This is a genomic window from Hamadaea sp., assembly GCF_013362815.1.
Taxonomy (GTDB): Bacteria; Actinomycetota; Actinomycetes; order Mycobacteriales; family Micromonosporaceae; genus Hamadaea.
The window spans coordinates 56,748-82,183 of the sequence record NZ_JABFVK010000004.1 but is presented as its reverse complement, the minus strand read 5'-3'; the positions used below and the strand labels follow the sequence as shown (position 1 = coordinate 82,183).

23 protein-coding genes are annotated in these 25,436 nt (G+C 69.3%); 4 read left to right on the top strand and 19 right to left on the bottom strand.

Annotated elements, in window-relative coordinates; all coding sequences use genetic code 11:
• Window positions 1-308: 308 nt before the first annotated feature.
• The 3 genes from HOV77_RS01910 to HOV77_RS01900 are packed head-to-tail and all read right to left on the bottom strand — an operon-like array spanning window position 309 to window position 3,498.
• Window positions 309-1,535, bottom strand: a complete 1,227-nt coding sequence (locus tag HOV77_RS01910; RefSeq protein ID WP_290856637.1) for a sugar ABC transporter permease — start codon at window positions 1,533-1,535, stop codon at window positions 309-311.
• A complete protein-coding gene (locus tag HOV77_RS01905) occupies window positions 1,532-2,383 on the bottom strand; it encodes an ATP-binding cassette domain-containing protein (RefSeq protein WP_290856634.1) in 852 nt (283 codons plus the stop codon). The genes HOV77_RS01910 and HOV77_RS01905 overlap by 4 nt, the downstream gene beginning before the upstream one ends.
• The gene (locus tag HOV77_RS01900; protein ID WP_290856632.1) at window positions 2,380-3,498 is read right to left on the bottom strand and encodes a sugar ABC transporter substrate-binding protein; all 1,119 of its coding nucleotides are present in this window, start codon (window positions 3,496-3,498) and stop codon (window positions 2,380-2,382) included. Before HOV77_RS01900 ends, HOV77_RS01905 begins: the two co-directional genes overlap by 4 nt.
• A 135-nt stretch (window positions 3,499-3,633) precedes the next feature.
• On the opposite strand from HOV77_RS01900, the gene HOV77_RS01895 reads away from it, so the two are divergent.
• On the top strand, window positions 3,634-6,033 hold the full coding sequence (locus HOV77_RS01895; protein WP_290856630.1) for a SpoIIE family protein phosphatase: 2,400 nt from the start codon (window positions 3,634-3,636) through the stop codon (window positions 6,031-6,033).
• Window positions 6,034-6,037: 4 nt separating this feature from the next.
• On the opposite strand, the gene HOV77_RS01890 is transcribed toward HOV77_RS01895, so the two are convergent.
• Together HOV77_RS01890 and HOV77_RS01885 are read right to left on the bottom strand one after the other, a co-directional pair.
• Window positions 6,038-6,868, bottom strand: a complete 831-nt coding sequence (locus tag HOV77_RS01890) for a SigB/SigF/SigG family RNA polymerase sigma factor (protein ID WP_290856627.1) — start codon at window positions 6,866-6,868, stop codon at window positions 6,038-6,040.
• Window positions 6,869-7,041: 173 nt separating this feature from the next.
• A complete protein-coding gene (locus tag HOV77_RS01885; RefSeq protein WP_290856828.1) occupies window positions 7,042-8,262 on the bottom strand; it encodes a glycosyltransferase in 1,221 nt (406 codons plus the stop codon).
• Window positions 8,263-8,358: 96 nt separating this feature from the next.
• Here HOV77_RS01885 and HOV77_RS01880 point away from each other — a divergent pair, with 96 nt between their 5' ends.
• The gene (locus tag HOV77_RS01880) at window positions 8,359-10,464 is read left to right on the top strand and encodes a glycogen debranching N-terminal domain-containing protein (protein ID WP_290856625.1); all 2,106 of its coding nucleotides are present in this window, start codon (window positions 8,359-8,361) and stop codon (window positions 10,462-10,464) included.
• 70 nt (window positions 10,465-10,534) lie between these two features.
• On the opposite strand, the gene HOV77_RS01875 is transcribed toward HOV77_RS01880, so the two are convergent.
• Entirely contained in the window at window positions 10,535-10,861 is a 327-nt protein-coding gene (locus tag HOV77_RS01875) for an STAS domain-containing protein (protein WP_290856620.1), read from the bottom strand.
• Between the two features lie 28 nt (window positions 10,862-10,889).
• Window positions 10,890-11,279: a heavy metal-binding domain-containing protein gene (locus HOV77_RS01870; RefSeq protein WP_290856613.1), complete on the bottom strand. Its 390-nt coding sequence runs from the start codon at window positions 11,277-11,279 to the stop codon at window positions 10,890-10,892.
• Between the two features lie 386 nt (window positions 11,280-11,665).
• On the opposite strand from HOV77_RS01870, the gene HOV77_RS01865 reads away from it, so the two are divergent.
• On the top strand, window positions 11,666-12,736 hold the full coding sequence (locus tag HOV77_RS01865) for a glycosyltransferase family 4 protein (RefSeq protein ID WP_290856611.1): 1,071 nt from the start codon (window positions 11,666-11,668) through the stop codon (window positions 12,734-12,736).
• Between the two features lie 61 nt (window positions 12,737-12,797).
• On the opposite strand, the gene HOV77_RS01860 is transcribed toward HOV77_RS01865, so the two are convergent.
• From HOV77_RS01860 to HOV77_RS01805, 12 genes are all read right to left on the bottom strand, one after another.
• Window positions 12,798-13,523 carry a metallophosphoesterase gene (locus tag HOV77_RS01860; RefSeq protein ID WP_290856609.1) on the bottom strand — a complete coding sequence of 242 codons (726 nt, stop codon included), beginning with the start codon at window positions 13,521-13,523 and terminating at the stop codon, window positions 12,798-12,800.
• On the bottom strand, window positions 13,523-13,804 hold the full coding sequence (locus HOV77_RS01855; protein WP_290856607.1) for a hypothetical protein: 282 nt from the start codon (window positions 13,802-13,804) through the stop codon (window positions 13,523-13,525). The genes HOV77_RS01860 and HOV77_RS01855 overlap by 1 nt, the downstream gene beginning before the upstream one ends.
• The gene (locus HOV77_RS01850) at window positions 13,804-14,379 is read right to left on the bottom strand and encodes a nucleotidyltransferase family protein (protein WP_290856605.1); all 576 of its coding nucleotides are present in this window, start codon (window positions 14,377-14,379) and stop codon (window positions 13,804-13,806) included. The genes HOV77_RS01855 and HOV77_RS01850 overlap by 1 nt, the downstream gene beginning before the upstream one ends.
• A gap of 141 nt (window positions 14,380-14,520) precedes the next feature.
• Entirely contained in the window at window positions 14,521-16,152 is a 1,632-nt protein-coding gene (mctP, locus tag HOV77_RS01845; protein WP_290856603.1) for a monocarboxylate uptake permease MctP, read from the bottom strand.
• A complete protein-coding gene (locus HOV77_RS01840; RefSeq protein ID WP_290856601.1) occupies window positions 16,152-16,388 on the bottom strand; it encodes a DUF3311 domain-containing protein in 237 nt (78 codons plus the stop codon). Before HOV77_RS01840 ends, mctP begins: the two co-directional genes overlap by 1 nt.
• A gap of 144 nt (window positions 16,389-16,532) precedes the next feature.
• On the bottom strand, window positions 16,533-18,398 hold the full coding sequence (locus HOV77_RS01835) for a DUF2142 domain-containing protein (RefSeq protein ID WP_290856599.1): 1,866 nt from the start codon (window positions 18,396-18,398) through the stop codon (window positions 16,533-16,535).
• A 13-nt stretch (window positions 18,399-18,411) separates the two neighbouring features.
• On the bottom strand, window positions 18,412-19,497 hold the full coding sequence (locus HOV77_RS01830) for a bifunctional RNase H/acid phosphatase (RefSeq protein ID WP_290856593.1): 1,086 nt from the start codon (window positions 19,495-19,497) through the stop codon (window positions 18,412-18,414).
• Window positions 19,494-20,234: a C4-type zinc ribbon domain-containing protein gene (locus tag HOV77_RS01825; protein ID WP_290856586.1), complete on the bottom strand. Its 741-nt coding sequence runs from the start codon at window positions 20,232-20,234 to the stop codon at window positions 19,494-19,496. Before HOV77_RS01825 ends, HOV77_RS01830 begins: the two co-directional genes overlap by 4 nt.
• A gap of 133 nt (window positions 20,235-20,367) precedes the next feature.
• Window positions 20,368-21,141 (bottom strand): Nif3-like dinuclear metal center hexameric protein, encoded by a 774-nt coding sequence (locus HOV77_RS01820; protein WP_290856824.1) that lies wholly within the window; start codon window positions 21,139-21,141, stop codon window positions 20,368-20,370.
• 160 nt (window positions 21,142-21,301) lie between these two features.
• A complete protein-coding gene (locus HOV77_RS01815; RefSeq protein ID WP_290856583.1) occupies window positions 21,302-22,303 on the bottom strand; it encodes a glyceraldehyde 3-phosphate dehydrogenase NAD-binding domain-containing protein in 1,002 nt (333 codons plus the stop codon).
• Between the two features lie 93 nt (window positions 22,304-22,396).
• Window positions 22,397-22,936, bottom strand: a complete 540-nt coding sequence (locus tag HOV77_RS01810) for a flavoprotein (protein ID WP_290856581.1) — start codon at window positions 22,934-22,936, stop codon at window positions 22,397-22,399.
• A complete protein-coding gene (locus tag HOV77_RS01805; RefSeq protein ID WP_290856809.1) occupies window positions 22,933-24,162 on the bottom strand; it encodes a helix-turn-helix domain-containing protein in 1,230 nt (409 codons plus the stop codon). Before HOV77_RS01805 ends, HOV77_RS01810 begins: the two co-directional genes overlap by 4 nt.
• A gap of 240 nt (window positions 24,163-24,402) precedes the next feature.
• Between HOV77_RS01805 and HOV77_RS01800 the strand changes: the two genes are divergently transcribed.
• Entirely contained in the window at window positions 24,403-25,158 is a 756-nt protein-coding gene (locus HOV77_RS01800) for a bifunctional DNA primase/polymerase (RefSeq protein WP_290856579.1), read from the top strand.
• The last annotated feature ends 278 nt before the right edge of the window (window positions 25,159-25,436 follow it).

Below are 25,436 nucleotides of genomic sequence, written 5' to 3'. Positions count from 1 at the left end.
AAGAGGGTGGGGCTTGGGCTTCGTGCTTTGGCGAATTGTCCGACTTCCATGATCAACGGAGTTTTCGTAGGGTTATAGCACCGCGAAACTTCCGCTGATCATGGCGGCGCAAGATCATGGTCAATTCTGGGCTGTGATATAGCGACCCAGAATTGACCATGATCATGGAAGTCGGACAATTCGCCAACGAGCGAACCCCCACCCCACCCTCTTCGGTGCGATTTTGGCAGCGCGCCCCCTGCGAAGCCGCAGCCAATACGCAGCGCGCCCCGGCGAAGCCGCAGCCAATACAGAGCAACCCCGTAGGGCTAGCCGCGACCGCTCGACCGCCGCCCCCGACGTGAAACGGAGTCGAGGATGACCGCCGCGAGCAGGACCGCTGCCGTGATCATGTAGCGCACGGAGGAGTCGACGTCGATCAGCAGCATGCCGGAGCTGATCGAGCCGAGCACGACCGCACCGAGCAGGGCGCCCCAGGGGCTGCCCCGGCCGCCGAAGAGGCTGACGCCGCCGATGACTGCTCCGGCGATGGCGAGCAGCAGGACGTCGCTGGCGCCGGTCGTCTGGGTCGCCGAGAAGCCGCGGGAGACGAGCAGGATGCCGCCGAGTGCGGCGAACGTCGAGCACAGCGTGAAGACGGAGATCTGGATCGCCGCCACGTTGATGCCGGCTCGCCGGGCTGCTTCGATGTTGCCGCCGACGGCGAAGATGCTGCGCCCGTACCGGGTCTTGCGGAGCACGAGGTCCAGCAGGGCCACCAGGCCGACGAGGATCAGCAGGCCGAGCGGCACCCCCTGCCACGAGTTCAGCACGGCGACGGTCGCCACCACGATCGCGGCGAGGCCGATGACGCGTACTAGGTCGGTGCGCAGGGATGCCGCGGGGAGGCCGGCCGAGGCTCGCCGAGCCCGGCCGCTGAACGCCGCCAAGGCGTACAGGGCGACGACGATCAACCCGACGATCCAGCCCGCCGCCTGGCTGAGCTTGGTGTTCATCAGGTCGGTGATGGTGCCGGTCGGCACGTTGATGGTGCCCTCCGAGCCCAGCAGGTAGAGCTGGAGGCCCAGCCAGCCGAGGTTGCCGGCCAGCGTCACGACGAACGCCGGTACGCCCAGCTTGGCGAAGATGGTGCCTTGCAGGAGCCCGATCAACGCACCGAGGACCAGTGCCGCGATGATGGCGGCTACGTCGGACCAGCCCCTGCGTACGGAGAGGACGGCCAGCGCAGCGGCGCAGACGCCGGCCACCGAACCGACCGACAGGTCGATCTCGCCGAGCAGGAGCACCAATACGATGCCGACGCTGATCATGCCGACGGCGGTGATCTGCAGAGCCAAGTTGGACAGGTTCTGCGCCGTCAGGAAGCGGTCGTTGAGCGCCTGGAAGACCACCCAGATGACGATCAGCCCGATGACCACCGGCCAGGCGCCCAGCTCGCCACCGCGTACGCGGCGTTTGATGAGTTCCCACACCGAACGGGTCTCGGTCTCGGCGAGCGGGCCGGCCGCGGGCGGGGGAATCGTCGCGTTCGTCATCCCTCACCCCCGAGCTCCCGGTCCTCGTCCACGGACGAGTCCACGGAGGAGCCCGCGGCGGAGTCTCCCGGCGGCGCTTCGCTGCGGGCCCGGCGGCGGGTGACCGCATTGTCCAGGGCGCCCGTGATCGCCTGCACGATCTCCTCCTGACTGGTCTGGTCGGGGTCGAAGGCGCCGGCGTTGCGCCCCAGGCGCAGCACCACGACCCGGTCGGCGACCGCCTTGACGTCGGCCAGGTTGTGGCTGATCAGGATCACGCCGAGGCCCCGTTCCCGGAGCCGTTCGACGAGGTCGAGCACTTCGGCCGTCTGCGCGACGCCGAGCGCCGCCGTCGGCTCGTCCAGCAGGACCACCTTCGGCTCGCCGAGCAGGGAACGCGCGATCGCCACCGACTGCCGCTGACCACCGGACAGGCCCGCCACCGGCACGCGTACGCTCGGCAGCCGCACCGAGAGGCTGCCCAGCAGCTCGCGCGAGCGTTTCTCCATGCCGATCTCGTCGAGGACCCTGGTCCTCGTCAGTTCCCGGCCGAGGAACAGGTTGGCGACGACGTCGAGGTTGTCGCAGAGCGCGAGGTCCTGATAGACGGTCGCGATCCCGAGCCCGGTCGCGTCGGCCGGCTTGGTGATGTTGACCGGCCGGTCCTCCCACCGGATCTCGCCGGTGTCAGCGGGGCCGACACCGGCGATCACCTTGATGAGAGTGGACTTTCCGGCGCCGTTGTCGCCCACGAGCGCGACGACCTCGCCCGGGTACACCTCCAGGCTGACGTCGGTGAGCGCTTGCACCGCGCCGAATCGCTTCGAGATGCCCGACAGCGCGAGCACCGGAGAGTCCGCGGCGGTCACTTGATACCAGCCGCCGCGCAGGCCGAGGCGAACTGCGAGGTGCAGATCTGGTCGACCTTGTAGAAGCCGTCCTTCACCACCGTGTCCATGATGGTGTCCTTCTTGACCACGACCGGGGTCAGCAGCACCGAGGTGACGTCGGCGGTGCCGTTGTTGACCGTGGTGGTCGTCTCGCCGGAGTACGCCTGCCCGGTCGCCGCGGCGACGGCCATGGCGGCCGCGATCTCGGCCTCGGGCTTGATCGCCTTGTAGACGGTCATGTACTGCTCACCGGCGACGATCCGCTGGATCGCGGCCAGCTCGGCGTCCTGCCCGGTGACCGGCGGGAACGGGCTGGTGAAGCCGCCGCCCTTCATCGCCGCGATCGCGCCGCCGGCGGTGCCGTCGTTGGCGGCGTACACGCCGATGATCTTGTCCTTGCCCAGGGCGGTGATGGCCTGTTCCATTTCCTGCTGGGCCTTGTCCGGCGACCAGTCCGGGGTGTCGAACTCCTTGCCGATGTTCACCTGGCCGTCGAGTACCGAGTGCGCGCCGGCCTTGAAGTCGGCCGCGTTCGGGTCGGTCGGCGAACCGTTGATCATCACGATGTCGGCGCGCTTCGGGTCGCCCCCGGCCTTGAGCGCGTCCAGCAGGGACTGGCCCTGCAGCTGCCCGACCTTCTTGTTGTCGAACGAGACGTAGTACGCGATCGGACCCTTGGCGAGCCGGTCGTAGGAGACCACCGGGACGTTCTGCCCCTTGGCGCTGTTCACGATGGTCGCCGCCGCCGAGGCGTCGACGGGGTCCAGGATGAGCACCTTCGCGCCCTGCGTCAGCATGGCCTCGGCCTGCGACTGCTGCTTCGAGCTGTCCTGGTCGGCGTTCTGATAAAGGATCTCGCACTTGGCGCAGAGTTCCTTGATCTTCGCCTCCATGTACGGCTTGTCGAACGTCTCGTACCGGGTCGTCTTGGACTCCGGCAGGAGAATGCCGATCTTGAAGCCGTTGTCGGTGCTCTCCCCGCCGCCGGTGGAGCTGCCGCCGTTGTCGTCGTTCGAATTGCCACATGCCGTCGCGGCCAGCACGAGCGCCAATCCGCTCGCGGCCACCAGGCGGCGCCACTGTCCTCGCATCATAGTGGTTAGCTAACCACTTTCACCCCGGTAAAGGGCGATTTCGCCCGATTTGCTCAAGCCGATGCCGAGCGCCCTCGGTCCAGCGGAGTCGGCCGACAACGGGCGCGGAGGACAAGCCCGCCATATGATCGCCCGGTGGTGGAAAGCACGGCGGAAGACTGGCCGGTCCGCGTACAGCGCCTCGAACAAGAGGTCGCCGGACTGCGGCGGGCCATGCGGACGCGTGCCCTGATCGAGCAGGCCAAAGGCATCCTCGCCGAACGTCTCGGGTGCGACCCGGAGACGGCGTTCAGCCAGATCTCCCAGCAGTCGCAGGACACCAACACCCCGCTCGTCGACGTCGCCGCCGACATCGTCAACGGCATCGCCCCGCCGGACCGCCCGGCGTCGGAGGTGAGCCCGGCGGAGCCGCCGATTCCGGCCGCCGCCGCGAAGCCGAGTCCCCGCCGCGCCGAGGTGCTCTCGATCACCCCCGAACCGCGGCCGATCACCGTCATGACCGGCCTCGCACCCACCCAGCCGCCGAGCTGGCCGGCCGAGGCGAAGCGCCGGCTGCGCCGGGCGGTTTCGGCGTACGCCGCCGCCGAGGACATCACCGGAGTCACCTCCGCCGTTCACGCGAACGCGGGTGATCCGGCGCCGAGCGGGGTCGCCGTGTTCGCCGCCGAACCCAACGGCTCGTTGCGCCTGATCGGCGCGGAAGGCTGGACCGCTCAGCAGATCAGTGAAGCCCGCCGGATTCCCTCGCTGATCGCGACGCCGATGAGCGAAGTCGTGCGGCACGCGCATCCGGTGCTCTTCGACGGGCAGGCGGAGACCGATCTCGCCCTGGTCGGGCCGGGTCCGGCGATGGTGGGTTACCCGATCGCGATTCAGTCGCGGGTGACCGGCGTACTGCTGATCTCGTGGGGGCAGGCGCGGCCGTTCTCCGCGCTCGACCGCAGTTATCTCGACCGCCTCGCCGAGGAGTCGGGCCGGGCGCTCGGCCGCGTATGGGCGCAGGCCATCGCGGGCACCGCCGCCTCGCTCACCGGCGACCTCGGCTGGATCCAGCGCGTCATCGAGGGCACCTCGGGCATGACTCAGCTGCTCACGCCGATCCGCGACGCCGCCGGGGTGGTCATCGACTTCACCGTGGCGGCGATGAGCCCGCTGGCCCAGGCGGACGAACCGGACACCCTCGGCCGGCGGCTGCTCGACGCGTACCCGCGTCTGCTGACCAACGGCGTTTTCGACGCCTATGTGCGTACCCTCGCCGATGGAACGTCGTGGGAGCGCGGGCCGGAACCGGAGGACGCCTGGGTCGCCGGAAGCTGGCAGCGCGTCGTGAAGGCGCGCCGCGCGGCACCGATCGCCGGCGCGGTCATCGCGTCGTGGCGTCGCGTGGACGAGTTCGCCCGGCTGGAGGAACAGGTCAGCCAGATGGAGCAGCTCGGCCGGTTCGGCTGGTGCGAGTGGGATCCGATCGGCCGGCGCATGTGGTGTTCGCCGGGCATGTACGAGCTCCTCGGCGTCCCCGCGCGCAAGGGTCCGCTGTCGCGTACGGCCCTGGTCGAGCTGGCCGAGCCCGAGTCCCGGCCGGTCCTCACCGAGGCGTTGCGGCGCGCGGCGCACGGTGGTCAGGCCACAGTGGACATCAACCTGCGCCGCGGTGGCGAGGAGCTGGTCCGGCTGCGCGCCTTCGCGGCGGGCGACGGCCCCCGGCCCGAGGACACCGATCCCCGCGGCACGGTGCGGCTACTGGTCCAGGACATCTCGGAGCAGCTCCAGCTCGACGTCCAGTTGCGGCGCACGCAGGCTCAGGCTTCGGCCCAGCGAGTACGCCTCGCGGCCGAGCACGAACTCACCAGAGCCCTGATGGACCTGGTGTATCCGGCCCGATCCTTCGACCACAGCAGCGGCCCATTGCGGGTCGTCGGGCAGCACTTCGCCACCGATCGCACGGCTCCCCTGCGCGGGGACTTCTGCGACGCCCAGCTGCTGCCGAACGGCGACCTCATGCTGGTGGTCGGCGACATGTTCGGCTCGGGCCTGACCGCCGCCTCAGCGGTCGCCCGGTTGATGCCGCCGGTCGTCGCGCTCGGCATCGCCGGGCTGGCGCCCGAGGCGATCCTGTCCGTCCTGAACACCGAGCTGCATCGGCTGCCGGATCCGCCGCTGGCCAGCATGGCGCTGGCCCGGGTCGACCACGAGACGAAGGTCGCGACCTGGGCGCAGGCCGGTCACCTGCCCCCGATCCTGGTACGCGGGCGGACCGCCACCGCGACGGCGCTGAAGCCGCCCGAGGGTCCGGCGTTGGGCCTGCTCCCGGACGCCGTCTTCAGCAGTCGCTCGGCCCAGCTGGAGCCGGGCGACACCCTGGTCTTCTACACCGACGGCGTCCTCGACCGGCGGGCCCGGGATCCGCTGAAGAACCTGAGCAACAAGCTCGGCCGGGGCGTACGCGTGGGCGAGCCGGAGTCGGCGTTGACGGTGCCGACCCCGGCTCGCACCGACGAGGCATGTCTCGTCGCACTGTCCTATTCGGACGACTGACGGATCAGGCGTCTTCGAGCAGGACCAGGCGCAGCCGGTTGAGCGACTGCGTCAGAAGGCGGGAGACGTGCATCTGGGAGACGCCGACGATCTTGGCGATCTCCGCCTGGGTCATGTTTCCGAAGTACCGCAGCACCAGGATCTTCTGCTCCCGGGCCGGCAGTGCGGAGACCGCCTGCCAGAGAGCCTGCCGCTCCGGTACGAGTTCCAGTTCGTTGTCGACTCCCCCGACGAGGTCGCCGAGTTCGACGTCGACGTCCGCACCCCGCACCGGCGCGTTGAGCGAGTAGGCGCGGTAGGCCCGCGCGCACTCGAGGCCGGCGCTCACCTGATCGGTGCTCAGTTTCAGGTGTTCGGCGAGATCGGCCACGGTCGGCACCCGGCGCAGAGACTGGCTCAGCGTCGGAATCGTGCGGCTGATCTCCATGTGCAGTTCCTGAAGCTGGCGGCGCACGCGGATCATCCATCCACGGTCACGGAAGTGCCGCTTGAGCTCGCCCACCATGGTCGGGACCACGTAGTGCAGGAACGACTCGCCGCGATCGGTGTCATACCGGTCGACGGCCTTGATCGCGGCGACCAGAGCGACCTGTGTCAGGTCGTCCATCTCCTCACCGCGGTTGCCGAAACGCAGCGCGATACGCCGCGCGAGGGGTACGCACGCCTCGATGACCGACTCGCGAAGTCGCGCCCGCTCGGGGTCGTCAGCATCGAGTTTCTGCATCCGAGCCAGCGTCTCCGAGGTCATCTCCTCGAAGTCGCCTGATGCCACCGTGGTGTGCTCGGAGGTTTGCGTGCCGGACTGGAACCTGACCTTTTCCTGGGTCATGGACATGACTGCTGTCACCTGCGCCGGCCCCACACGATCAGCCCTTGGCCTCTCGCTGGAACCTTCGGTGTCCAGAAACGGTGGCACCCGACTGCTTGAGTGCCGCACAGCGCCCCGGCGAACCGCGCCGCTGTCGCGTCAGGCGTTTTGACGCGATCACAGTCTAGTCCCCTCAGCTGTCAGTGCAAGCTGACCAGCTGACGGGCGATAACCGATCGGTATACCGCCTCCACCTGTTCGGCCACTCGAGGCCAGGGATAGCGGGCCTGCGCCTGACTCATCCCGGCGACGGCGTACGCGTACCGGCGCGGCTCCACGGTCAGCAGCTCACGGATGGCCTTCGCCAGGCCGTCGACGTCGCCGGGCGCCACCAGCAGGCCGGAGACGCCGTGCGCCACCGAATCCGCGAGCCCGCCTACGGCGTACGCCACAACCGGTGTGCCACAAGCCATCGCCTCCAGCGGAGTCATCCCGAACGTCTCGTACGCCGGAGTGCAGGCAAGCAGATCGGCCGAGCGATAAAGCTCCGGCATCCGGTCGTTCGGTACGCCACCGAGCAGTTCCACGCGGTCGGCGACGCCGAGTTCCTCGGCCGCCTCCAGCAGCCGCCGGGCCACGGGGTCGTCGGGCAGCTGCCCCTTCGGCGGACCGCCCGCGATGACCAGGTACGCCCCCGGAACCCGACGAACCGCTTTGATCACGTCGAGAAAGCCCTTTCGCGGGACCATTCGCCCAACGGCCAGGATCCGGGGCGTCTCCCGGGGCGACCGCAGCCGGGGACCATGCGGGCCGGGCTGGAAGCGGTCGAGGTCGACGCCGGACGGGACGACCGCGATCTGGTCCCGGCCGATGCCGAGTTTCAGCAGCTCACCAACCTCGTCGGCGCACTGCGCGATGACCCGGTCGGCGCTGTGGGCGACCAGGGGCTCCAGTTCCTCCCGTTCGGCCGGGCTCGTGTCGGCCGCTCCCTGCACCCGCTTCTTGACCGCGCCGAGCGCGTGGAACGTACTGACAAGCGGGAGGCGACCCGCGTCCGGCGTACCCTCGGCGGCCCGGAGGGCGGCCACTCCGCTCATCCAGTAGTGCGAGTGCACCACGTCGGGCGGCGTACCGGTCCACCGAGCGGCAAGCCACGCGCCGAACTCCCCCATGTAGGGCAGGAGATCATCGCGCGCTATCGGTCCGGCCGGGCCGGCCGGAACGTGGACGACGCGGAAGCCGCCGGATTCGACCGTCTCCGGTGGGCCCGGATCATCCCGGCGAGTGAAGACCTCGACCTCGTGTCCGCGCCGGGCCAGAGCGGTCGCCAGCGCGGCCACGTGGACGTTCTGCCCGCCGGCGTCCACCCCGCCGAGCTGGGCGAGCGGGCTCGCGTGCTCCGAGACCAGGGCGATGCGCAGCGCGCGGGACCCCGATCGGGTCGATGTCGGCATGTTCGGCGGCGTACCCCCGGCTACGGGGCATAAACCCCGACACGCCCGGGTACGCCCGGATCTGTGACCGAAGGCCTGGCTGCCCCCGATCCGTTCGACGCGCCCGAACCGCCCGTGCTCAGCGGCGTACGCGGAGTGGTGACTCTCGTGGAGGGCACCACGTTCTGCATCAGTGAGGCCTCCGGCGACATCGTCGGCAACGGCCTCCAAGGGCTGTATTTCCGAGATGCCCGGATCTTGTCGCGCTGGCAGTTGCGGCTGGACGGGCAGACTCCGCAACCGTTGTCGGTGGTCGACAGCGACGCGTTCACCGCCCGGTTCATCGGCCGTCGTCCGGCGGTCCCCGGCCGGCACGACAGCACGATGCTGGTCGACCGCCAGCGCTGGCTCGGGCGCGGGATGCGAGAAGTGATCACCCTGCGCAACGTCGCCCGCGAGGCCACTGCCGTCGCCGTGGAGCTGCTCGTCGACACCGACTTCGCCGATCTGTTCGCCGTCAAGGAGGGGCGCCCCGGCGCGCCCTCTCCGCGTACCACTAGATCTGGCATGGAGCTGTTCTTCAGCCGGGAAGACGGGTCCCGCGGTCTGTTGGTCCACGCGGCCGGCGAGCCGACGGTGAGCACCGCGGGGCTGGTGTGGCAGGTGGTGATCCCGCCGCGCGAGAGCTGGACGGTCGAGCTGATCGCGCAGCCGGTGGTGGCCAACTGCCGGATCGAGCCGCGGTTCCGCGATCTGCCCGCCGAGCAGCAGGAACCCGCGTGGCGCGATCGGGTGACCGGGGTGACGGTCGATCACCCGGGGCTGGCCCGCATCCTCCGGCGGACCGTGCACGATCTGGAAGCGCTGCGCATGATCGACTCCGACGAGCCACAGCGGATCTACGTCGCCGCCGGCGCGCCTTGGTTCATGACCCTCTTCGGTCGCGACAGCCTGCTGTCCAGCTGGATGACGCTGCCGCTGGACCCCAGCCTCGCGGTCGGCACGCTGCAGACGCTCGCCGCGCTGCAAGGCACCCAGCACGACCCGCGCACCGAGGAGCAGCCTGGGCGCATCCTGCACGAGATGCGGCTCGGCCCGCAGAACGTCGAGGCGCTCGGCGGCATGAACTACTACGGCACGGTCGACGCGACACCGCTGTTCGTCGCGCTGCTCGGCGAGGTCTGGCGGTGGGGCGCGGCCGAAAGCACCGTCCGCGCGCTACTCCCCGCCGCCGACGCCGCATTGTCCTGGATGGAGCGACACGGCGACCGCGACGGCGACGGCTTCCTCGAATATCAGCGCGCGACCGATCGCGGCCTGGACAACCAGGGGTGGAAGGACAGCTGGGACGGCATCAACGACGCCAGCGGCCGGCTCGCCGAGCCGCCGGTCGCCCTCGCCGAGGTGCAGGGGTACGCGTACGCGGCGTGGCGGGCGCGCGCCGAGCTGGCCGAAGCGGTGGGCGAACGGGCGACCGCGTCGGCCTGCCGCGCCAAGGCGGAGAAGCTGCAGCAGTTGTTCGCCGAACGGTTCTGGCTGCCCGAGGAGGGGTTCTACGCGATCGCGCTGGACGGGCACAAACGGCCGGTGGACTCGGTCACGAGCAATCCGGCGCACTGCCTGTGGAGCGGCATCGTCCCCGACGAGCACGCCGAACGCATCGTCGCCGGGCTCGCCGAGCTGGACTCCGGCTTCGGGCTGCGGACGCTGTCCGACCGCATGGGGGCGTATAACCCGATGAGTTATCACAACGGGTCGGTCTGGCCGCACGACACCGCGATCGCGATCGCCGGGCTCATGCGGTACGCGCACGTCCCCGGCGCGGTCACCTTGGCGCACCGGCTGGCCGACGGACTCATCCGGGCCGGTCAGGCGTTCAGCGGCCGGCTGCCCGAGCTGTACTGCGGGTTCTCCGCCGACGCGTTCACCCCGCCGATCCCCTATCCGACGTCGTGCTCACCACAGGCATGGGCCAGCGCGGCTCCGCTGCTGATGGTGCGCTCGTTCCTCGGGCTGGACCCGGACGTGCCCGGCCGGCGCCTGCGCCTGGCTCCGGCGTTGCCGCCGTCCTGGGGCCGGATCAACCTGAGCCGGCTCCGGCTGGGCGACTACGACCTGCGCATCGGCGCGTCGACGAACGGCGCGCACATCAGCGGCCTTCCTCCCGAGTGGACAGTCGTCCTGTCCTGAGCGGCTCCAGCTTTCGGGCCGCTTGACCGCGACCGGGCGCGCTCACCGAGCGTTTCAGCGCGGCCGGCGTTCAGCGTGACTGGGCGGAGAGCATCGTCGCGACGCCGGTGACCTCCAGCACCCGGGCGACCCAGTGCCGGGCGCCCCGGACCGACAGCTGGAGCCCGGCCTGCCGCGCCGACCGGTACGCCTCGACCAGTGCGCGTACGCCGGTCGAGTCGATGAAGGTGACGCCGGCGAGATCGATGACGACGTCCTGTTCGCCCTGGGTCGCCGATTGCAGTTCCTCGGTGAGCTGGGCGACCGTCGTCAAGTCGACGTCGCCCCGGACGATCACCGCGGTGGCGTCCGGCTCAGACTTTCGTTCTACCGCGAAATCCTGGTCATCCATACGCATCGCCGCAATCGGCGCACATCCGTTTCTTCTAGAGGCGCATAGTCTCGACCGAACTTACCCTCTTGCGCCGGGCAGCGGGAGCCGGAACCGCCGGAACCGCACGAACCGCCGTGCCGTACGCGCAGATCTCGTTCCAGACCTCGGTGACCTGCCGGTGATCCATCCGCATCGCGATGACCGCGTTCGCACCCACCTGCCGGGCGTTGTACGCCATCATCTCGATCGCCTCCTCACGGCACCGCCGCATGAGGTCCATGCGTTCGGTGTTGGACACGCCCTGGCCGTCGGCCAGCGACCGCATGCCCTCCAAGTACGGGCTGATCGAATGGGGTGATACCCCGATGACCGCCCCCAGAATCGTCTCGACCTCGTATCCGGCGATCCATTCGGTCGTCACGACGACGATCCCGGACCGCATGCCAGCCATCTCCATCGTCAAACCCGCCCATCGCAGCGCGACCCGGTCCCACCTGGCTCTGGTCCTTGGAGCGCTGGATCAGGGTTCCGGGTCGGATCTTGAGCCAAGATTCGACCCGGAACCCTGATCCAGCGCCGGACGGCTTTGGCCACTAAACGGCGCTTCCGGGCGCATTAGGGAAAACCACGCTCTTGGGAAGAACGGCCAATACCCCCAGGCGGTGGACCCAAAACGCCCGACCGGGTGACGTCCGGCGTACGCCGTCTCACCCCGTTCGGATGACCGCCGCCCGGCGCGTCCTGTCCGACACGCCGTGACAGACATGGGCCCTACTCACAAACGGGGCAATTTGCATATCGGCGTTTTACCTGGGTATGGACGCGGTCGTGGAATCGCTCAGCATAGTGATGGTCGCGCCGCCCTATTTCGATCTACCGCCCGCCGGTTACGGCGGGATCGAGGCGGTCGTGGCCGATCTGACGGACGGCCTGATGGCCGCCGGACACAAGGTGACACTGGTCGGCGCAGGGCGCAACGGCACGCTGGGAGAACTCGTCCCGGTATGGCCGGGGACGCTCGGCGACCGGCTCGGCGACCCGGCGGTCGAGGTGGAGATCGCCCTGATGACCCGGCGAGCGGTACAGAAGCTGATCGCCCGGCGGGCGGTCGACGTGGTGCACGACCACACCTTCTCGGGCCCGCTCAACGGCGCGATCTACGCCGATCTCGGCATACCGGCGCTGACCACGGTGCACGGCCCGGCGCACGAGCAGAACCGCCGGTTCTACCGGGCGCTCGGCACTGACGTGGGGCTGATCTCGATCAGCAATCAGCAGCGGCGGCTCGCGCCCGAACTCAACTGGGTCGGCACCGTCTACAACGGATTACGCCCGAACGATTGGCCGTACGCCGAGCGCAAGCAAGACTATGCGCTCTTCCTCGGCCGATATCACCCGACGAAGGGGGCGCACCTCGCGATCGAGGCGGCGCATCGGGCCGGACTCCCGCTGATCATGGCGGGAAAGAAGATGGAGGCCGTCGAGAAGGAGTACTTCGAAGAGGTCATCGAGCCGATGCTCGGGCCGGACGACGTCGCGATGGGCGTCGCCGATGCCGGCCAGAAGCGGGAACTGCTGGTCAACGCCCGTTGTCTGTTGTTCCCCATCACCTGGCAGGAACCGTTCGGCATGGTGATGATCGAGTCGATGGTCTGCGGTACGCCGGTCGTCGCCCTGCGCTCCGGGTCGGTTCCCGAAGTGGTGGAGCACGGAGTCACCGGTCTGATCTGCGAGGATCCCGAAGAACTGCCGCAGGCGCTGCACGACGTGACCCGGATCGACCCGGCCGCGTGCCGGCGCCGGGTGGCTGAGTTGTTCAGCGCCAAGGCGATGGCCCGGGGGTACGCCCAGGTCTATCAGCAGGCGGTCGAGTCGGCCGGTCGGCTCGCACTCGTCTGACCTGATGATGCACGTGGCCCGCGGGAGTGCACCCCGCGGGCCACGTTCCTGCCTGGGCAGTTCAGCAGGTCTGGTCGATGACGAAGACGCTGTACGCCTGCCGGATCACCGGATGCGCGACGTTCCGGACGCGTACGCCGCCCGGGGTGACACCTCGTTCGACGCCGGCGTGGGCGTGCCCGTGGATGGCCAACTGAGTGGGTACCGCGTCGATGGCCTCCGCCAACAGGTAGGAGCCCAGGAACGGGTAGATCTCCAGCGGTTCGCCCTGCAGGGTGTCCGGCACCGGCGAATAGTGCGTCAGGGCTACGCGTACGTCGCACTCGAGCGACTCCAGCGCCTTGGTGAGCAGGCTCGCGCTGAACTCCGTATGCCGGACGAAGTCCTTCATCTCGGGTTCGCCGAACGCCGTCGCACATCGGCCGGCGAAGCCGCCGCCGAAGCCCTTGGCCCCGGCGACGCCGAGGTTGCCGTTCTGCGTCTCGACGACGGTCCCCTCGCCCTCCAGCACGGTCAGCCCGGCGGCTTGCAGAATGCCGGTGACTTCGGTGACCCGGTCGCCGTGGTAGTCGTGGTTGCCCAGGACGGCCACCACCGGTACGTCCAGCCCGCCGAACTCCGCCGCCACGCATTCCGCCTCTTCCGGCGTACCGTGCCGGGTCAGGTCACCCGCAAGAAGCAGAATGTCGGCGTGCTCGGCGACGTCGTCCAGGGCCGGCCGGAACCGCCCCACCACGTCCCGATCGAGGTGCACATCGCCGACCGCTCCGACTCGTACGCGTCCCATCAGTGCCGATCCTCACTCGTCGCGCCGGCGGCCGCCGGGCGGCCGGTCAGTTCCTCGGATTCCTGAGGTTTGTGCACCCTGGGCACGGTGAGCTCGTTCAGAATGGTCAGCTCCGGGAAGGCGTCGGCCACCCGGCGCTCCACCTCCCGGCAGCGGTCGGCGCTTTCGACCTCGCCCCGCAGGACGAGCGTGTCGTCCCGGCGGAGCGCGTCGATGCCCAGTTCGCCGCCGTCCTCGGCGAGCAGCCGCTGCACCTGGGCCAGCAGATATTCGTCCTTCATCAGGCGTCCCCTGTCTCCAACTGCGGCGGCGTGATCTCCAGCAGCTCGGCCAGCCGGAGGAAGGCCGTCGCGTACGGTGACTCCTTGGTCTCCCGGCGTACGCGGCTCCAGTCGATCCGCTCGCGGAGCGACCGCGCCAGCGGCAGGCCCTTGGAGTAGTCGCAGTAGTGCTCGTTGAAGGTCAGCAACTTGTGCACCATCAGCGTGGTCGGCGAGAGCACCGGCATGCTGAGGGCGGCGACCTTCATGACGGTGGAGTCGGCCAGCGTGTCGTCGTCGACCTCCCGGTCCACCGGCCGGTGGATGAGGTCCACCAGCGTGCCCCGGTGGTACGCCTTGACCAGCCAGTCCTCCGGTGGACGCTCGGTCTTGAGACCGGCGGCGGCCATCGCCTCCAGGGACCGGTCGACGTCGTCGGCTTTGATCAGGAAGTCGACGTCGTGGTCGCTGGATGCGCCACCATGTGCGTACACGGCGTACCCACCCGCCAGTACGAACGGGATCTCCGCGCCCTTGAGGACGCTCGCCCCGACCTTCAGCGCCTCGATCAGCGCCTCGTCATCGGCTCTGGTCACATCGGCTCGCATACCCTGATCATCGGCGGGGTACACGCGCGGTCCCCCTCAAGGCGCTGGATCAGGGTTCTGGGTCGAATCTTGCGTCAAGATTCGACCCAGAACCCTGATCCAGCGCGGTCGACCTCCCCAGGTCGAGCCTCAGGCCACGGCGGCCTCGGTCGGCGTGGCCGTCCCCCGCGGCGTGTCCTCGTCGACGAAGTAGTCCGGCTGAGCCGTCTTGTCCGCCCCGTCGGCGACGCTGAAGGCCCGCAGAACCACCGTGCCGAGGGCAGCGACCAGGAGGTTCGCCACCACGGCGACGAGCCCCGCGTAGATCGTCATCTTGGTGTCGAAGCCGAGCTTCGACAACGGGAAGTTCGACCCCGCCCAGTGATCACGAACGGCGTTGCTGACGTTGTACAACATCCACATGCCGAAGCCCATTCCGGCGACCCAGCCCGCGATCAACGCTCCCTTGTGGAACCACCGGGTGAAAAGTCCGATCGCGACGGACGGCAGCGTCTGCAGGATGATCACGCCGCCGATGAGCTGGAGGTCGATGGAGAACTGCGGGTCCAGCAGGATGATGCAGAGCAGCGCGCCGACCTTGACCACCAGCGAGGCGATCTTGCTGACCTTCGCCTCCTGCGCCGGGGAGGCCTCCTTGTTGAGGTACTCCTTGTAGATGTTGCGGGTGAACAGGTTCGCCGCGGCGATGGACATGATGGCGGCCGGGACGAGCGCGCCGATGCCGATCGCGGCGAACGCGATGCCCGCGAACCATGCCGGGAACTCGCTCTGGAAGAGCAGCGGGACGACCGTGTTGGTGTCCGGCGTCTTGGTGCCGGGGAGCGGGACGATCTTGGCCGCGATGGCGGCGTACCCGAGCAGCGCCAGCAGACCCAGCAACAGCGAGTACGCCGGCAGCGCCGACATGTTCCGCTTGAGCACGTTGCGGTTCTTGGAGGCCAGCACGCCGGTGACGGAGTGCGGGTACAAGAAGAGAGCCAGCGCCGAGCCGAACGCCAGCGTGATGTATTGCAGCTGGTTGTTGGCGTTCAGGAGCAATCCGTCGTTGGGATTGGCCTTCGTCGCGTCGAACTTCGCCTGGGCCGCGCCGAAGATCGCGTCCCAGCCGCCCAGCTTCGCCGGGAGGATGAAGATCGCCGCGAGGATCACGATGTAGATCAGCGAGTCCTTGACGAAGGCGATCAACGCCGGCGCACGCAGGCCCGACTGGTACGTGTACGCCGCGAGGATGGCGAACGCGATGATGATCGGCAGGTGCCGGGCGACCGTCGAGGTCCCGGTGAGGCCGATCGTCTTGAGCACCGCCTCGATGCCGACGAGCTGGAGCGCGATGTACGGCATGGTCGCGACGATGCCGGTGATCGCCACCAGCAGGGCCAGCGTCGGCGAGCCGAACCGGGCCCGGACGAAGTCGGCGGGCGTCACGAGGCCGTGCTTGTGCGACACCGACCAGAGCCGGACCAGCACCAGGAAGACCATCGGATAGATGATCACGGTGTACGGGACCGCGAAGAAGCCCATCGCGCCGGCCCCGAAGATGAGCGCCGGAACCGCGACGAACGTGTACGCCGTGTAGAGGTCACCGCCGATGAGGAACCAGGTGATCCACGAGCCGAAGTTGCGCCCGCCCAGGCCCCATTCGTCGAGGTGTTCCATGGTGGCCGGGCGACGCCAGCGAGCGGCGACGAAGCCCATCGCGCTGACCGCCAGGAAGAGCACCACGAAGACCACGAGCTCGACGACGTGCACTTTCTCCCACATCAGCGATCACCTCCGCCGCGCTTCTTGGTCATCTGGTAGACGACGGTGGTGGTGGCCACGCCGAGGGCGATGAAGGCCAGCTGCAGCCAGTAGAAGAGCGGGAAGCTGATGAACGTCGGCTCGATGGCGTTGAACAGAGCCGGAATGAGCGGCACCACGATCGGGATGATCAGCAGCCAGTTCCACGGGCTGCGATCGCCGGCCGGATCGGGAGCGGGCTGGGCGGGTTCACCCATGGAACGCCTCCTTGGATTCGCGGGTCGCGCGAAGGAGACCAGATCTTGGGACGCCGCGACAGTCGCGGGTGCGCGGCCGAGCGCCGAACGGTCACACCGCTGCGCCGAACGGTCCTACTCGCAGGAATTCAGCCGGGACTTCGATCAGCGGTGTGCGTACGCCACGTAACCGTGCGTCGTCAGCGTCCAGTCCTTGGGGACGATCTTTCGGCATACGACCAGGTCACCGGTGCAGACGATGGCGTCGACCTCGTCCGGGCGAGCCGGCGGGCGCTGCGGCACGACCGACTGCATCGCCACGAACTCACGCCCCGGCAGCAGCACCCACCACGGATATTCCCAATTGTCGTTCTGCTGGACGAGCCCGATCCGCCGCGCGCCGGACGCCTCGATCTGGTCACGGGCCCAGCGGAAATCGCCGGTCCATTGTGGACGTCGAAGGAACCGCGTGTCGACCGGGCTCGTCGTGAACACCGAACCCTTGCCGACCAGGCGGCGCGGAAAGCCGTACCCCACGGCCAGGGTGGCCGACAGCGCGGCCACGACGATGGTCACCACCGTCAGGCGCATCGGCCACCTACGCGCCATGGCTTTGTCAAGCCACAGGCCCGCGACCGGCGCGGCCAGGACCAGTGCGAAGACGATCAGGCGGTTGCCCCAGGGCTGCCATTTGACGGTCGCGGCATAGAGCAACCCGGCCATCGCGATCATTGAAATGTACGCCTGAAGCAGCCGGCGGGATTGGGTGAAGCGGTTCGGGCGAATCAGGCCGAAGAGCATCCCGAGCAGCGCCAGTACGCCTTGGATGGGCAGCGAGACGCGATCCTCGTCGGGGTACCAGGCGACGACGGGGAAGGTAGTCACACCGAAGGTGATGTCGCGATCCTGCGGGTCGACGCCGACCGCCCGGGAGACGCCCTCGATCGCCGCCGCGACCGCGTCGCTGAGCGGTGCGACCGGAGTGTCGAGCGCGGTCTGTCCGATGCGCAGCCCGTTGACCAGGATCGCCGCCGGGTCGTGCCGCTGCATCGGGACCGAGTCGGTCAGCCGGGAAGAACCGAGCGGGCTGCCGAACACCTGGTAGTTCCGGTAGTAGAACGGTGCACAGAGGACAGCCGCGATCGCCAGGATCGCCACCGACGTCCCGGCCACTCGGGCGAGATCGCGTACGCGACCGAGGCGGAGTTGGGCGATCCCCCAGAGCAGCAGCATCGGGGCCGTCCCGAGCAGGCCGGTCGCCTTGGTGACGGCGGCCAGCCCGAAACCGAGCCCGATCCACGCCACCGTACGCAGAGTGGCCTTCCGGCGCGTGTCGTCCAGCACCAGGGTGGCGACCGAGGCGACCCAACCCGCGACGATCAGGTCGACCTGCGTACTGCTCGCCTGGAGGGTCACCATCGGCGTGGTCGCCACGACGAAGGCGGCCAGCAGCTGAGCCCGGCGACCGCCGCCGAACTGGGCCACGATGCGGGAGGCGGCGAAGACGCACAGTACGCCGGCACTCCACTGCACAAGGTTGTAGAGGGCGTCTCCGCCGGTCAGCAGGCGAAGGTGCGCCAGCAGGTATTCCGCGCCCGGGGCGAGACTGATCTGCCGCTGGATCGCCGTCGGGTACGCCTCGAGATTGCCGTCGGCGACCCAGTGCTCGATCCGCGAGAGGTGATACGTCTGGGAGTCGTAGTTGTTGGGCTCGGCCAGGATCGCCATGACCAACTCGGTCAGCAAGAGCCCGCCGATGACGCTGACGAGGAAGCGCTCGATCTTCGAGGCGGCCACCCACCAGGCTCGGGCATCGGCCCACCGGCGGGCGGGGTTCGGCCGGGGGCGCCCACGGCGTACCCACCACCCGGCGAACGCCGCGGCGAAGACCAGCCACACGACCGCGATCGACCACCGGTTGAGGGCGTCGAACGCGCTCAACGCCTCGATCGTGACCACGGCGTACGCCCCCAGCAGCAGGGCGGCGTGGACGGCGCGCAGGCGCAGAGGGGCGGTGGACTCCCGAATCACGGAGGGAAGTGAATCACGCTTTCCTGGGCGGCAGATGACCGGTCTCGTTCACCGACCGCACCGCCACTCCACCGTCGGGATATAGGTCGATGACACTGATTCCGGCCGGGTCCAGGTACAGGCGATACAGGAATGCGTCGCCCGCCGCGAGGGCGTCCCGGAGGATCAGTTTGATCGGCGAGACGTGCGAGACCACGGCCACCGTCTGGCCGGTGTGCTTCTGGCGCAGCTCCCCGATCGCCCGGCGAACTCGCTGCGCCACTCGCTGGAAGGACTCCCCGCCAGGCGGCGCGACTGCGGTCGACTTGAGCCAGGCCTGCATCGCCGCCGGGTCTCGTTCGCGAGCCTCGGCGAAGGTCAGGGCCTCCCACTGCCCGAAATCGACCTCGATCAGGTCCGGCATCACCTGGACCGGGAGATCCGCGTCAGCCATCTCCGCGATGTATCCGGCGGTCTGCGTACACCTGGTGAGGGGAGAGGAAACCACGGCCGCGAGCGGACCGAGAGCCTGGAGCCGGACGGCGGCCGCCTGGGCCTGAGCCTCACCCACCGGCGCGAGCGGGACGTCACCGCGGCCGCTGTAGCGCTTCTCGGCCGTGAGCGGCGTCTCGCCGTGCCGGACGAGGATGAGGCGGGTCGGCGGATCCTCGCGCGGCTCCCAGCTCTGCTCGGAGGCCGCCTCGGCGATCTCGTCCTGGGTCGCGGCGTCCATGGCCTGGTTGGCGAGCCGGTCGGCGTGCTGATTGCGCTCACGCGGCACCCATTGGTAGCGGACGGCCTGGAACCCGCGGACCAGATCGGCGGCCTGCGCCGCGAGCGGGCGCAGCCCCGGATGCTTGATCTGCCAGCGCCCGGCCATCTGCTCGATGACGAGCTTGCTGTCCATCCGGACGTCGACCTCGGTCGCACCCACCTCGGCCGCCGCCTTCAGCCCGGCGATGAGCCCCGAGTACTCGGCCGCGTTGTTGGTCGCGATCCCGAGTGACTCCGACCGTTCCGCGAGCACTGCTCCGGTCCCCGCGTCGCGGACGACCGCGCCGAACCCGGCCGGCCCGGGATTGCCCCGCGAGCCGCCGTCGGCCTCGACGATGACCTTCACAGCCCGCTCTCGGCCGTACGCACCATGATCCGGCGGCACTCCTCGCAGCGGACCACTTCGTCCGCCGGAGCCGACTTCACCCGTACGCGGTCCGCCCCGGCCAGCTCGATCCGGCAGCCACCGCAGCGACCGTGCTGGACGAGTGCCGCACCCAGCCCGCCGGACACCTCGCGGATCTTGTCGTAGAGCGTCACCAGGTCGGTGGGCAGATCGGCGGCGAGCGGCTTACGTGCGGCCGCCTTCCACTCCTCCTCCTTGGCGATCTCGGCGAGCGCTTCGTCCCGCTTCGTCTCGGTCGCCTCGCGGTCCTGCCGCGCCTGGCTCAACCGCTGCTCGACCGCGTCCAACGCGGCCTGGGCCCGCTCCCGGCGTTCCATGATCTCGATCTCGACGTCCTCGAGGTCGGACTGGCGACGCTTGAGCGCGGTGATCTCGTGCTCGATCGCCGTCAGTTCGCGCGCGGGCAACCGGCCGTCGTCGAGCCGCTGCTGATCCCGGGCCAGCCGCTGGCGTACGGTGTCGACCTCGCGCTCCTGCTTGGCGATGTCCCGATCGAGATCGTCGACGTCGACCTGGGCCCGCACCCGCTCGTCCGACGACGACGAGATCTCCCGGGCTAGCCGGTCCAGCTCGGCGAGCTCCGGCAGCGTCTTGCGCCGGTGCGCGAGCTGAGCCAGGGTCGTGTCGATGGCCTGCAGGTCGAGCAGGCGGCGCTGATCCTCCGGTGCGGCCTTCATACGTTCCCTCTCCCTGCCCTGTCCCGCCGGGCGCTTTCCCGCCGGGGCGCTTTCCCGCCGATCATGAACTTGTGGTCGTGATCGACCGGTGTGTCGTGTGCCCAGCGCCCTGATCGACTCCGTTGCTCACTGATCATTCTCCGCCAGGGACGGCCAAGTTCCACGGGTCGGTCCGGAGCTCGGAGACGAACGTCTCCATCCCGAACCGATTCCGCAGCAGCCCGGCCACCCGGGGCAGCCACGGCCACTCGGTCGCCCAATGGGCGGCCTCGACGATCGCGGGACCACCGGCGGCGATGTGCTCGCTCGCGTAATGATGCTTCACGTCGGAGGTGACGACGGCGTCCGCCCCCATCTCGGCCGCCTGGGCGAGGTGCTCCGAGCCCGACCCCGAGCTCACGGCCAATCGGGTGATCCGCCGATCGGGGTCGCCGGCTGCGCGTACGCCCCACGAGGTGGCGGGCAGAACCCGCGCCGCCAACGTCGTCAGCTCGCGAAGGGTCAGCGGTTCCGAGAGCGTGCCGACCCGGCCGATGCCCTCCGGCGTCAGCAGTACGCGGTCGGTCAGCCCGAAGAGGTCGGCCAGCGCTTCGTTCACCCCGTCCGGGGCCACGTCGGCGTTGGTATGCGCGACGTGCAACGCCACGCCGCCGCGGATCAGATCGTGCACGATGCGACCGGCGTACGTGGTCGGCGCGACCGACGACACCCCGCGGAACAGCAGCGGGTGGTGCGAAACGATCAGCTGTACGCCCAGGTCCAGCGCCTGCCGAGCGGTCTCTGGGACGACGTCCACGACGCAGAGGACCCGCTCGACCGGAGCCGTCGGCTCACCGAGGACGAGCCCGACTCGGTCCCAGCTGGCGGCGGTCGCCGGGGGGTACCACTCGTCCAGCGCGGCCACCACGTCGGCGACCGTCGGCACGCCCGCCGTCGGCACCGGATCAGGGTTCTCGGTCGAATCTTGGGGCAAGATTCGACCCGGAACCGTGATCCGGTCCGCAGACGCCGGGCCGGCGGACTGCGCGGGGGCCGGCGAGCCGGGTTCGGGACTCATCCGGCTGACGCTACCCGAGCAACCCGGTGACGTCGGCGAGGCGGTGGGCGAAACCCCACTCGTTGTCGTACCAGGCCACGACCTTCACCGTGTCGCCGACGACCGTGGTGAACTGCCCGTCGACGATGCTCGACTCGGCGGTGCCGACGATGTCGGAGGAGACCACCGGCTCCTCGGTGTAGCCGAGCACCCCCTTGAAGTGGCCGGCCGCCGCAGCGGCGAGCGCGACGTTGACCGCCTCCGCCGAGGGCGCGTTCGGCATGCGTACGACGAGGTCGGCGAGGCAGCCGATGATGGTGGGCACCCGGACGTGCAGCCCGTCGACCCGTCCGGCGATCTCCGGGACGGCCAGCCCCATCGCGTGCAGGCTGCCCGGCTTCAGCTGCACCGGGATCAGGTTGGCCGCCGCCGCCCGGCCCATCCGCGGGTTCCAGTGCGGCGAGTCCAGCAGCGCGCTCTTCGTCGCGTCGTACGCGTGGACGGTAGTGAGCGTGCCTTCCTTGAGCTCGCCCAGCTGCCGGAGTACGGCGAGGACGGGGACGACGGCGCTACTGGTGCAACAGCCGGGCGACACGATCCGGTGCCGATCGCGGTCGAAGGCGTCCTCGTTGACTCCCATGAGGACGGTCGCGTCGGCGTCCACAGTGGCCGTCGACACCAGCACCCGGCCGGCTCCGGCGCGCAGATGACCGGCGGCCCGGTCGGCGGTGAAGAACCGGCCGGTCGCCTCCAGGACGACGTCGACGCCGAGATCACCCCACGGCAGCCGGTCCGGCTCCGCCTCCTGGTACGCCGCGATCGGCACTCCGTCGACGACGATCGCGTCCGGCGTACTCGTGATCTCGGCTGGGAACCGGCCTCGCACGGAGTCGTATTTCATGAGGTATGCCAGGTTGGCGGCGGGGGCGAGGTCGTTGATCGCGACGACGTCGAGCTCGGGCCGGGAGCGGCTCACCCGCCAGAAGGTTCGGCCGATCCGGCCCATGCCGTTGATGCCGACTCTGACCGCCAACAGAGCGTCCCCCTTGGAATTGTGGACCGAGCGTTAACGCTCAGCGACCCCACAGTATCCGAGAGGGATCGTCGCAGACTAGGCCATGTCCACCTAGGCCACATCCAAACGCTTGCGGATCTCACCGAGCGCGAGATCCCAAGGCATCGCGGCGAAATGCGCCTCGCCCTCGCCGGGCCGGAAGGTGGGCATGATGTCCTGTCCCCAAAGGACGGTCACCCCCCAGCCCCGCAGCCGGTCGAGCGCCTCGCCGAAGGCCGGATGACCGGCCATCCCCGAATTGGTGAACGGAACGGCGACGATCGGCAGTCCCCGGCCGAGCCCTTCGCAGAGCAGCCCGAGCGCGAGGGTGTCGGCGATCCCGGCGGCCCATTTCGCCACGGTGTTGGCGGTCGCGGGCGCGACGATCATCGCATCGGCGGCCGGCAGCAGATCGGGCTCGCCCGGGTTCTTGAAGGTGCTGCGGACGGCGTACCCGGTCTGCTCGGCGAGCGCGGGGACGTCGATGAACTTGCGGCCGTCCGGCGTCGCCACGACGCAGACCTGCCAACCGATCTCCTGCGCACCCGTGACGAGGCGCGCGACGTCACGCGCGGCCGGCGAGCCGCAGGTGACTACATATAGGACGGTCAAACGCCGACTCCCATGTGCTCGGCCAGTTCCGCGATGGGCGCCGACGGGGTGCCCTTGGTGCGGCGGAGGACGTCCGAGAGTACCTCGTGGGCGATCGGACGGCAGCGGATCTCCGCCGCCGCGAGACGATCGCCCTCCAGCAGCATCTCCCCCGCCCGGTCGACGTCACCGACCTGGGCGAAGCCCCGAGCCATGTCGAGGTAGTGATGCGCGCGGCGTTCCGGCATCAGCGTAGTGAACGACGACGTCGGGATGCTCTGCTCGTGGACGTTGACGGCCAGGCCGCCCTCGCCGAGTTCGACACTCGCCGCCGCGCGGTGCAGCAGCACGTTCGTCGGCCCGAAGCAGCTCCAGTAATGGTTCTGGTCCTCGCCGACCGCGTGCCCCGCCTCGGCCGCGCCGTCGAGCAGGTCGCGCATGGTGGCGCTGTCGCCGATCCGGGCGGCGGCCATCGCGCCTTGCAGCAGCAGCATTCCGTAGACGGACAGCTGTTCGGGTGACGTGTCACCGGATCCCGGAGCCAGCCGGTTGGCCACGTTGACGTTGATCTCCAACGCCGGTCGCGCACGTCCCAGCGCGAGCAAGGCCGAGCCCACCCGATAGGTGGCCGTGCCGGCCAGCAACGGATCACCGGATCGCTGCGAGACGGCGATCGACCGGTCGGCCGCCAGCCACGCCAATTCCAGCTCACCGAGCTTGCGGAGCACCGACGACGAGAGCTGGTACACCTGGCCGAGGAGGTTCGCCACGTCGCGCGCCTGATCGGTTGTCGCGTACGCCGTGTCGGCGGCCTGCGCATCCCGCAACAGTTTCGGCAGACTCCGTGCCAGTACGCCGTAGCGCGCGTGCTGGAAGGTCAGCCAGGCGTGGTTCACCGCCTTGCGCATCTCCACGACGGGCGGCGGTTCGGTGGCCGGGGCGAAGAACGCGCTGAACGCGTCATAGCGCTCCAACGCGGCGCGGATCTCGGCGACCTCGACGGCGTCGACACAGTTCACCGATTCGGGCCGGCGCTCAGGTTCCTTGCCCAGCAACAGTTGCACGTCGACCGAGAGCACATCGGCGATCTCGTAGACCACGGAGAACTTGTCCAGCCGGCGTACGCCTCGCTCGACCTTGTCGACCCAGCTCTTCGACTTGCCGAGACGGTCGGCGAAAACCTGCTGAGACATCTTCCGGCGGTTGCGCCAGTAGGCGACCCGTCTTCCTATCGGCAGCTCGTCCACGTGCTCGACCTCCCCGGGGCTTAGTCGCACACCATGTGCGCTGAGGTTACCGCTCTCGCTCGTAATTTTCGATGCAAGTTGCACAAGCTGTTGCCTGGTCCAACGAGATGTACGCCGTACCGGTGACGCCGTACCGCACAGTGATGCTCGACAATGCGGCAATTCCGGAAACACCAGGTGGATGCCAGCAGGTCAACGGACAGGGGGTACAACGAGATGCACTGGGCCATCGACAGATGGGTGTCCCACTTCCGACTCCGGCGAGCCGCTCTGCGCTTCGCCGAGGAGAGCTGGACCGTCACTCCGGGGGCCTGGCTCGAACCCGCGGGAGACGAAGCGCCGTCGCGATTCGAATGTGGACGGCCGGGGTGCGTCACCAGTTCGTGCCACCCGGCGCTCGCCCACTGGGACGCCGACGCCACCACCGATCCGGCACAGATCGAGGAGTGGTGGCAGGACGCGCCGTACTCCCTGCTCCTGGCCACCGGCCACGGCATCGAGGTCATCGAGGTTCCGGCCCTGCTCGGCGCGCGCGCCGTCTGCGGCCCGGTCACCGGTCCGGGCCGGCCTTCGGTCACCGGCTCCCTCCGGGGTCCCGTCGCCGTCACTCCCCAGGACCGCTGGATGTTCTTCGTGCGTACCGGTCGGGGGGAGGCGGCCCAGCTCGGCCCGGAGTTGTCCGGCCGGGAGGACGTCTTGTGCCACTCCACCGACTCCTGGGTTCCGCTGCCGCCGACCCGGCTGCGCAGTGGCCCGGTGCGTTGGGAGGTCTCGCCGGACGACGTCGGCTGGCGGCTGCCCACCAGTGACCAGGCCCAGCAGGCGCTCGTCGCCGCGATGGTGGCGCTCGACGCCTCGCTGCTGGACGCCCGGCACAGCCGGACGATCACCCCCGCGCCGCCTGCCCCCGCGGCCACGGTGTACCCGATGACGCTCCGGCGATCGACACGGTCTACTACGGACAGTCCGGTGGAAGTTCTACGGCGGGCTGCCTGAACGTCCGCGATGCCCTGCAGAATGTCCGAATGCTGGGGGTGTGCCAGTGTCCGGCCACGTCTGGTGTCGTTGGTCGGGGTATCGAAGGAGTTTGACATGGCACACCACAGCACTCCCGCAAACCTAGGACTCACCCGCCCCGACGTCGACACCCTGACGGGGGTCACCCGTTCGATGAGCTGGGCCGGAACCCGTCCCGCCGGGTCCCGTCCGGTCGGTTCGCGCCCCGCGGGCGCCCGGCCCACGTCGTCACGTCCGCCGCGTCGCTGACTCCCCGC

Bases quoted from the DNA above. Each gene is read 5' to 3' on its own strand.
- HOV77_RS01890 (WP_290856627.1), bottom strand. From the start codon at position 6,868: ATGTCCATGACCCAGGAAAAGGTCAGGTTCCAGTCCGGCACGCAAACC.
- HOV77_RS01855 (WP_290856607.1), bottom strand. From the start codon at position 13,804: ATGAAGGACGAATATCTGCTGGCCCAGGTGCAGCGGCTGCTCGCCGAG.
- HOV77_RS01875 (WP_290856620.1), bottom strand. From the start codon at position 10,861: ATGCGTATGGATGACCAGGATTTCGCGGTAGAACGAAAGTCTGAGCCG.
- HOV77_RS01910 (WP_290856637.1), bottom strand. From the start codon at position 1,535: ATGACGAACGCGACGATTCCCCCGCCCGCGGCCGGCCCGCTCGCCGAG.
- HOV77_RS01900 (WP_290856632.1), bottom strand. From the start codon at position 3,498: ATGATGCGAGGACAGTGGCGCCGCCTGGTGGCCGCGAGCGGATTGGCG.
- HOV77_RS01840 (WP_290856601.1), bottom strand. From the start codon at position 16,388: ATGGGTGAACCCGCCCAGCCCGCTCCCGATCCGGCCGGCGATCGCAGC.
- HOV77_RS01825 (WP_290856586.1), bottom strand. From the start codon at position 20,234: ATGAAGGCCGCACCGGAGGATCAGCGCCGCCTGCTCGACCTGCAGGCC.
- mctP (WP_290856603.1), bottom strand. From the start codon at position 16,152: ATGTGGGAGAAAGTGCACGTCGTCGAGCTCGTGGTCTTCGTGGTGCTC.
- HOV77_RS01870 (WP_290856613.1), bottom strand. From the start codon at position 11,279: ATGCGGTCCGGGATCGTCGTCGTGACGACCGAATGGATCGCCGGATAC.
- HOV77_RS01860 (WP_290856609.1), bottom strand. From the start codon at position 13,523: ATGGGACGCGTACGAGTCGGAGCGGTCGGCGATGTGCACCTCGATCGG.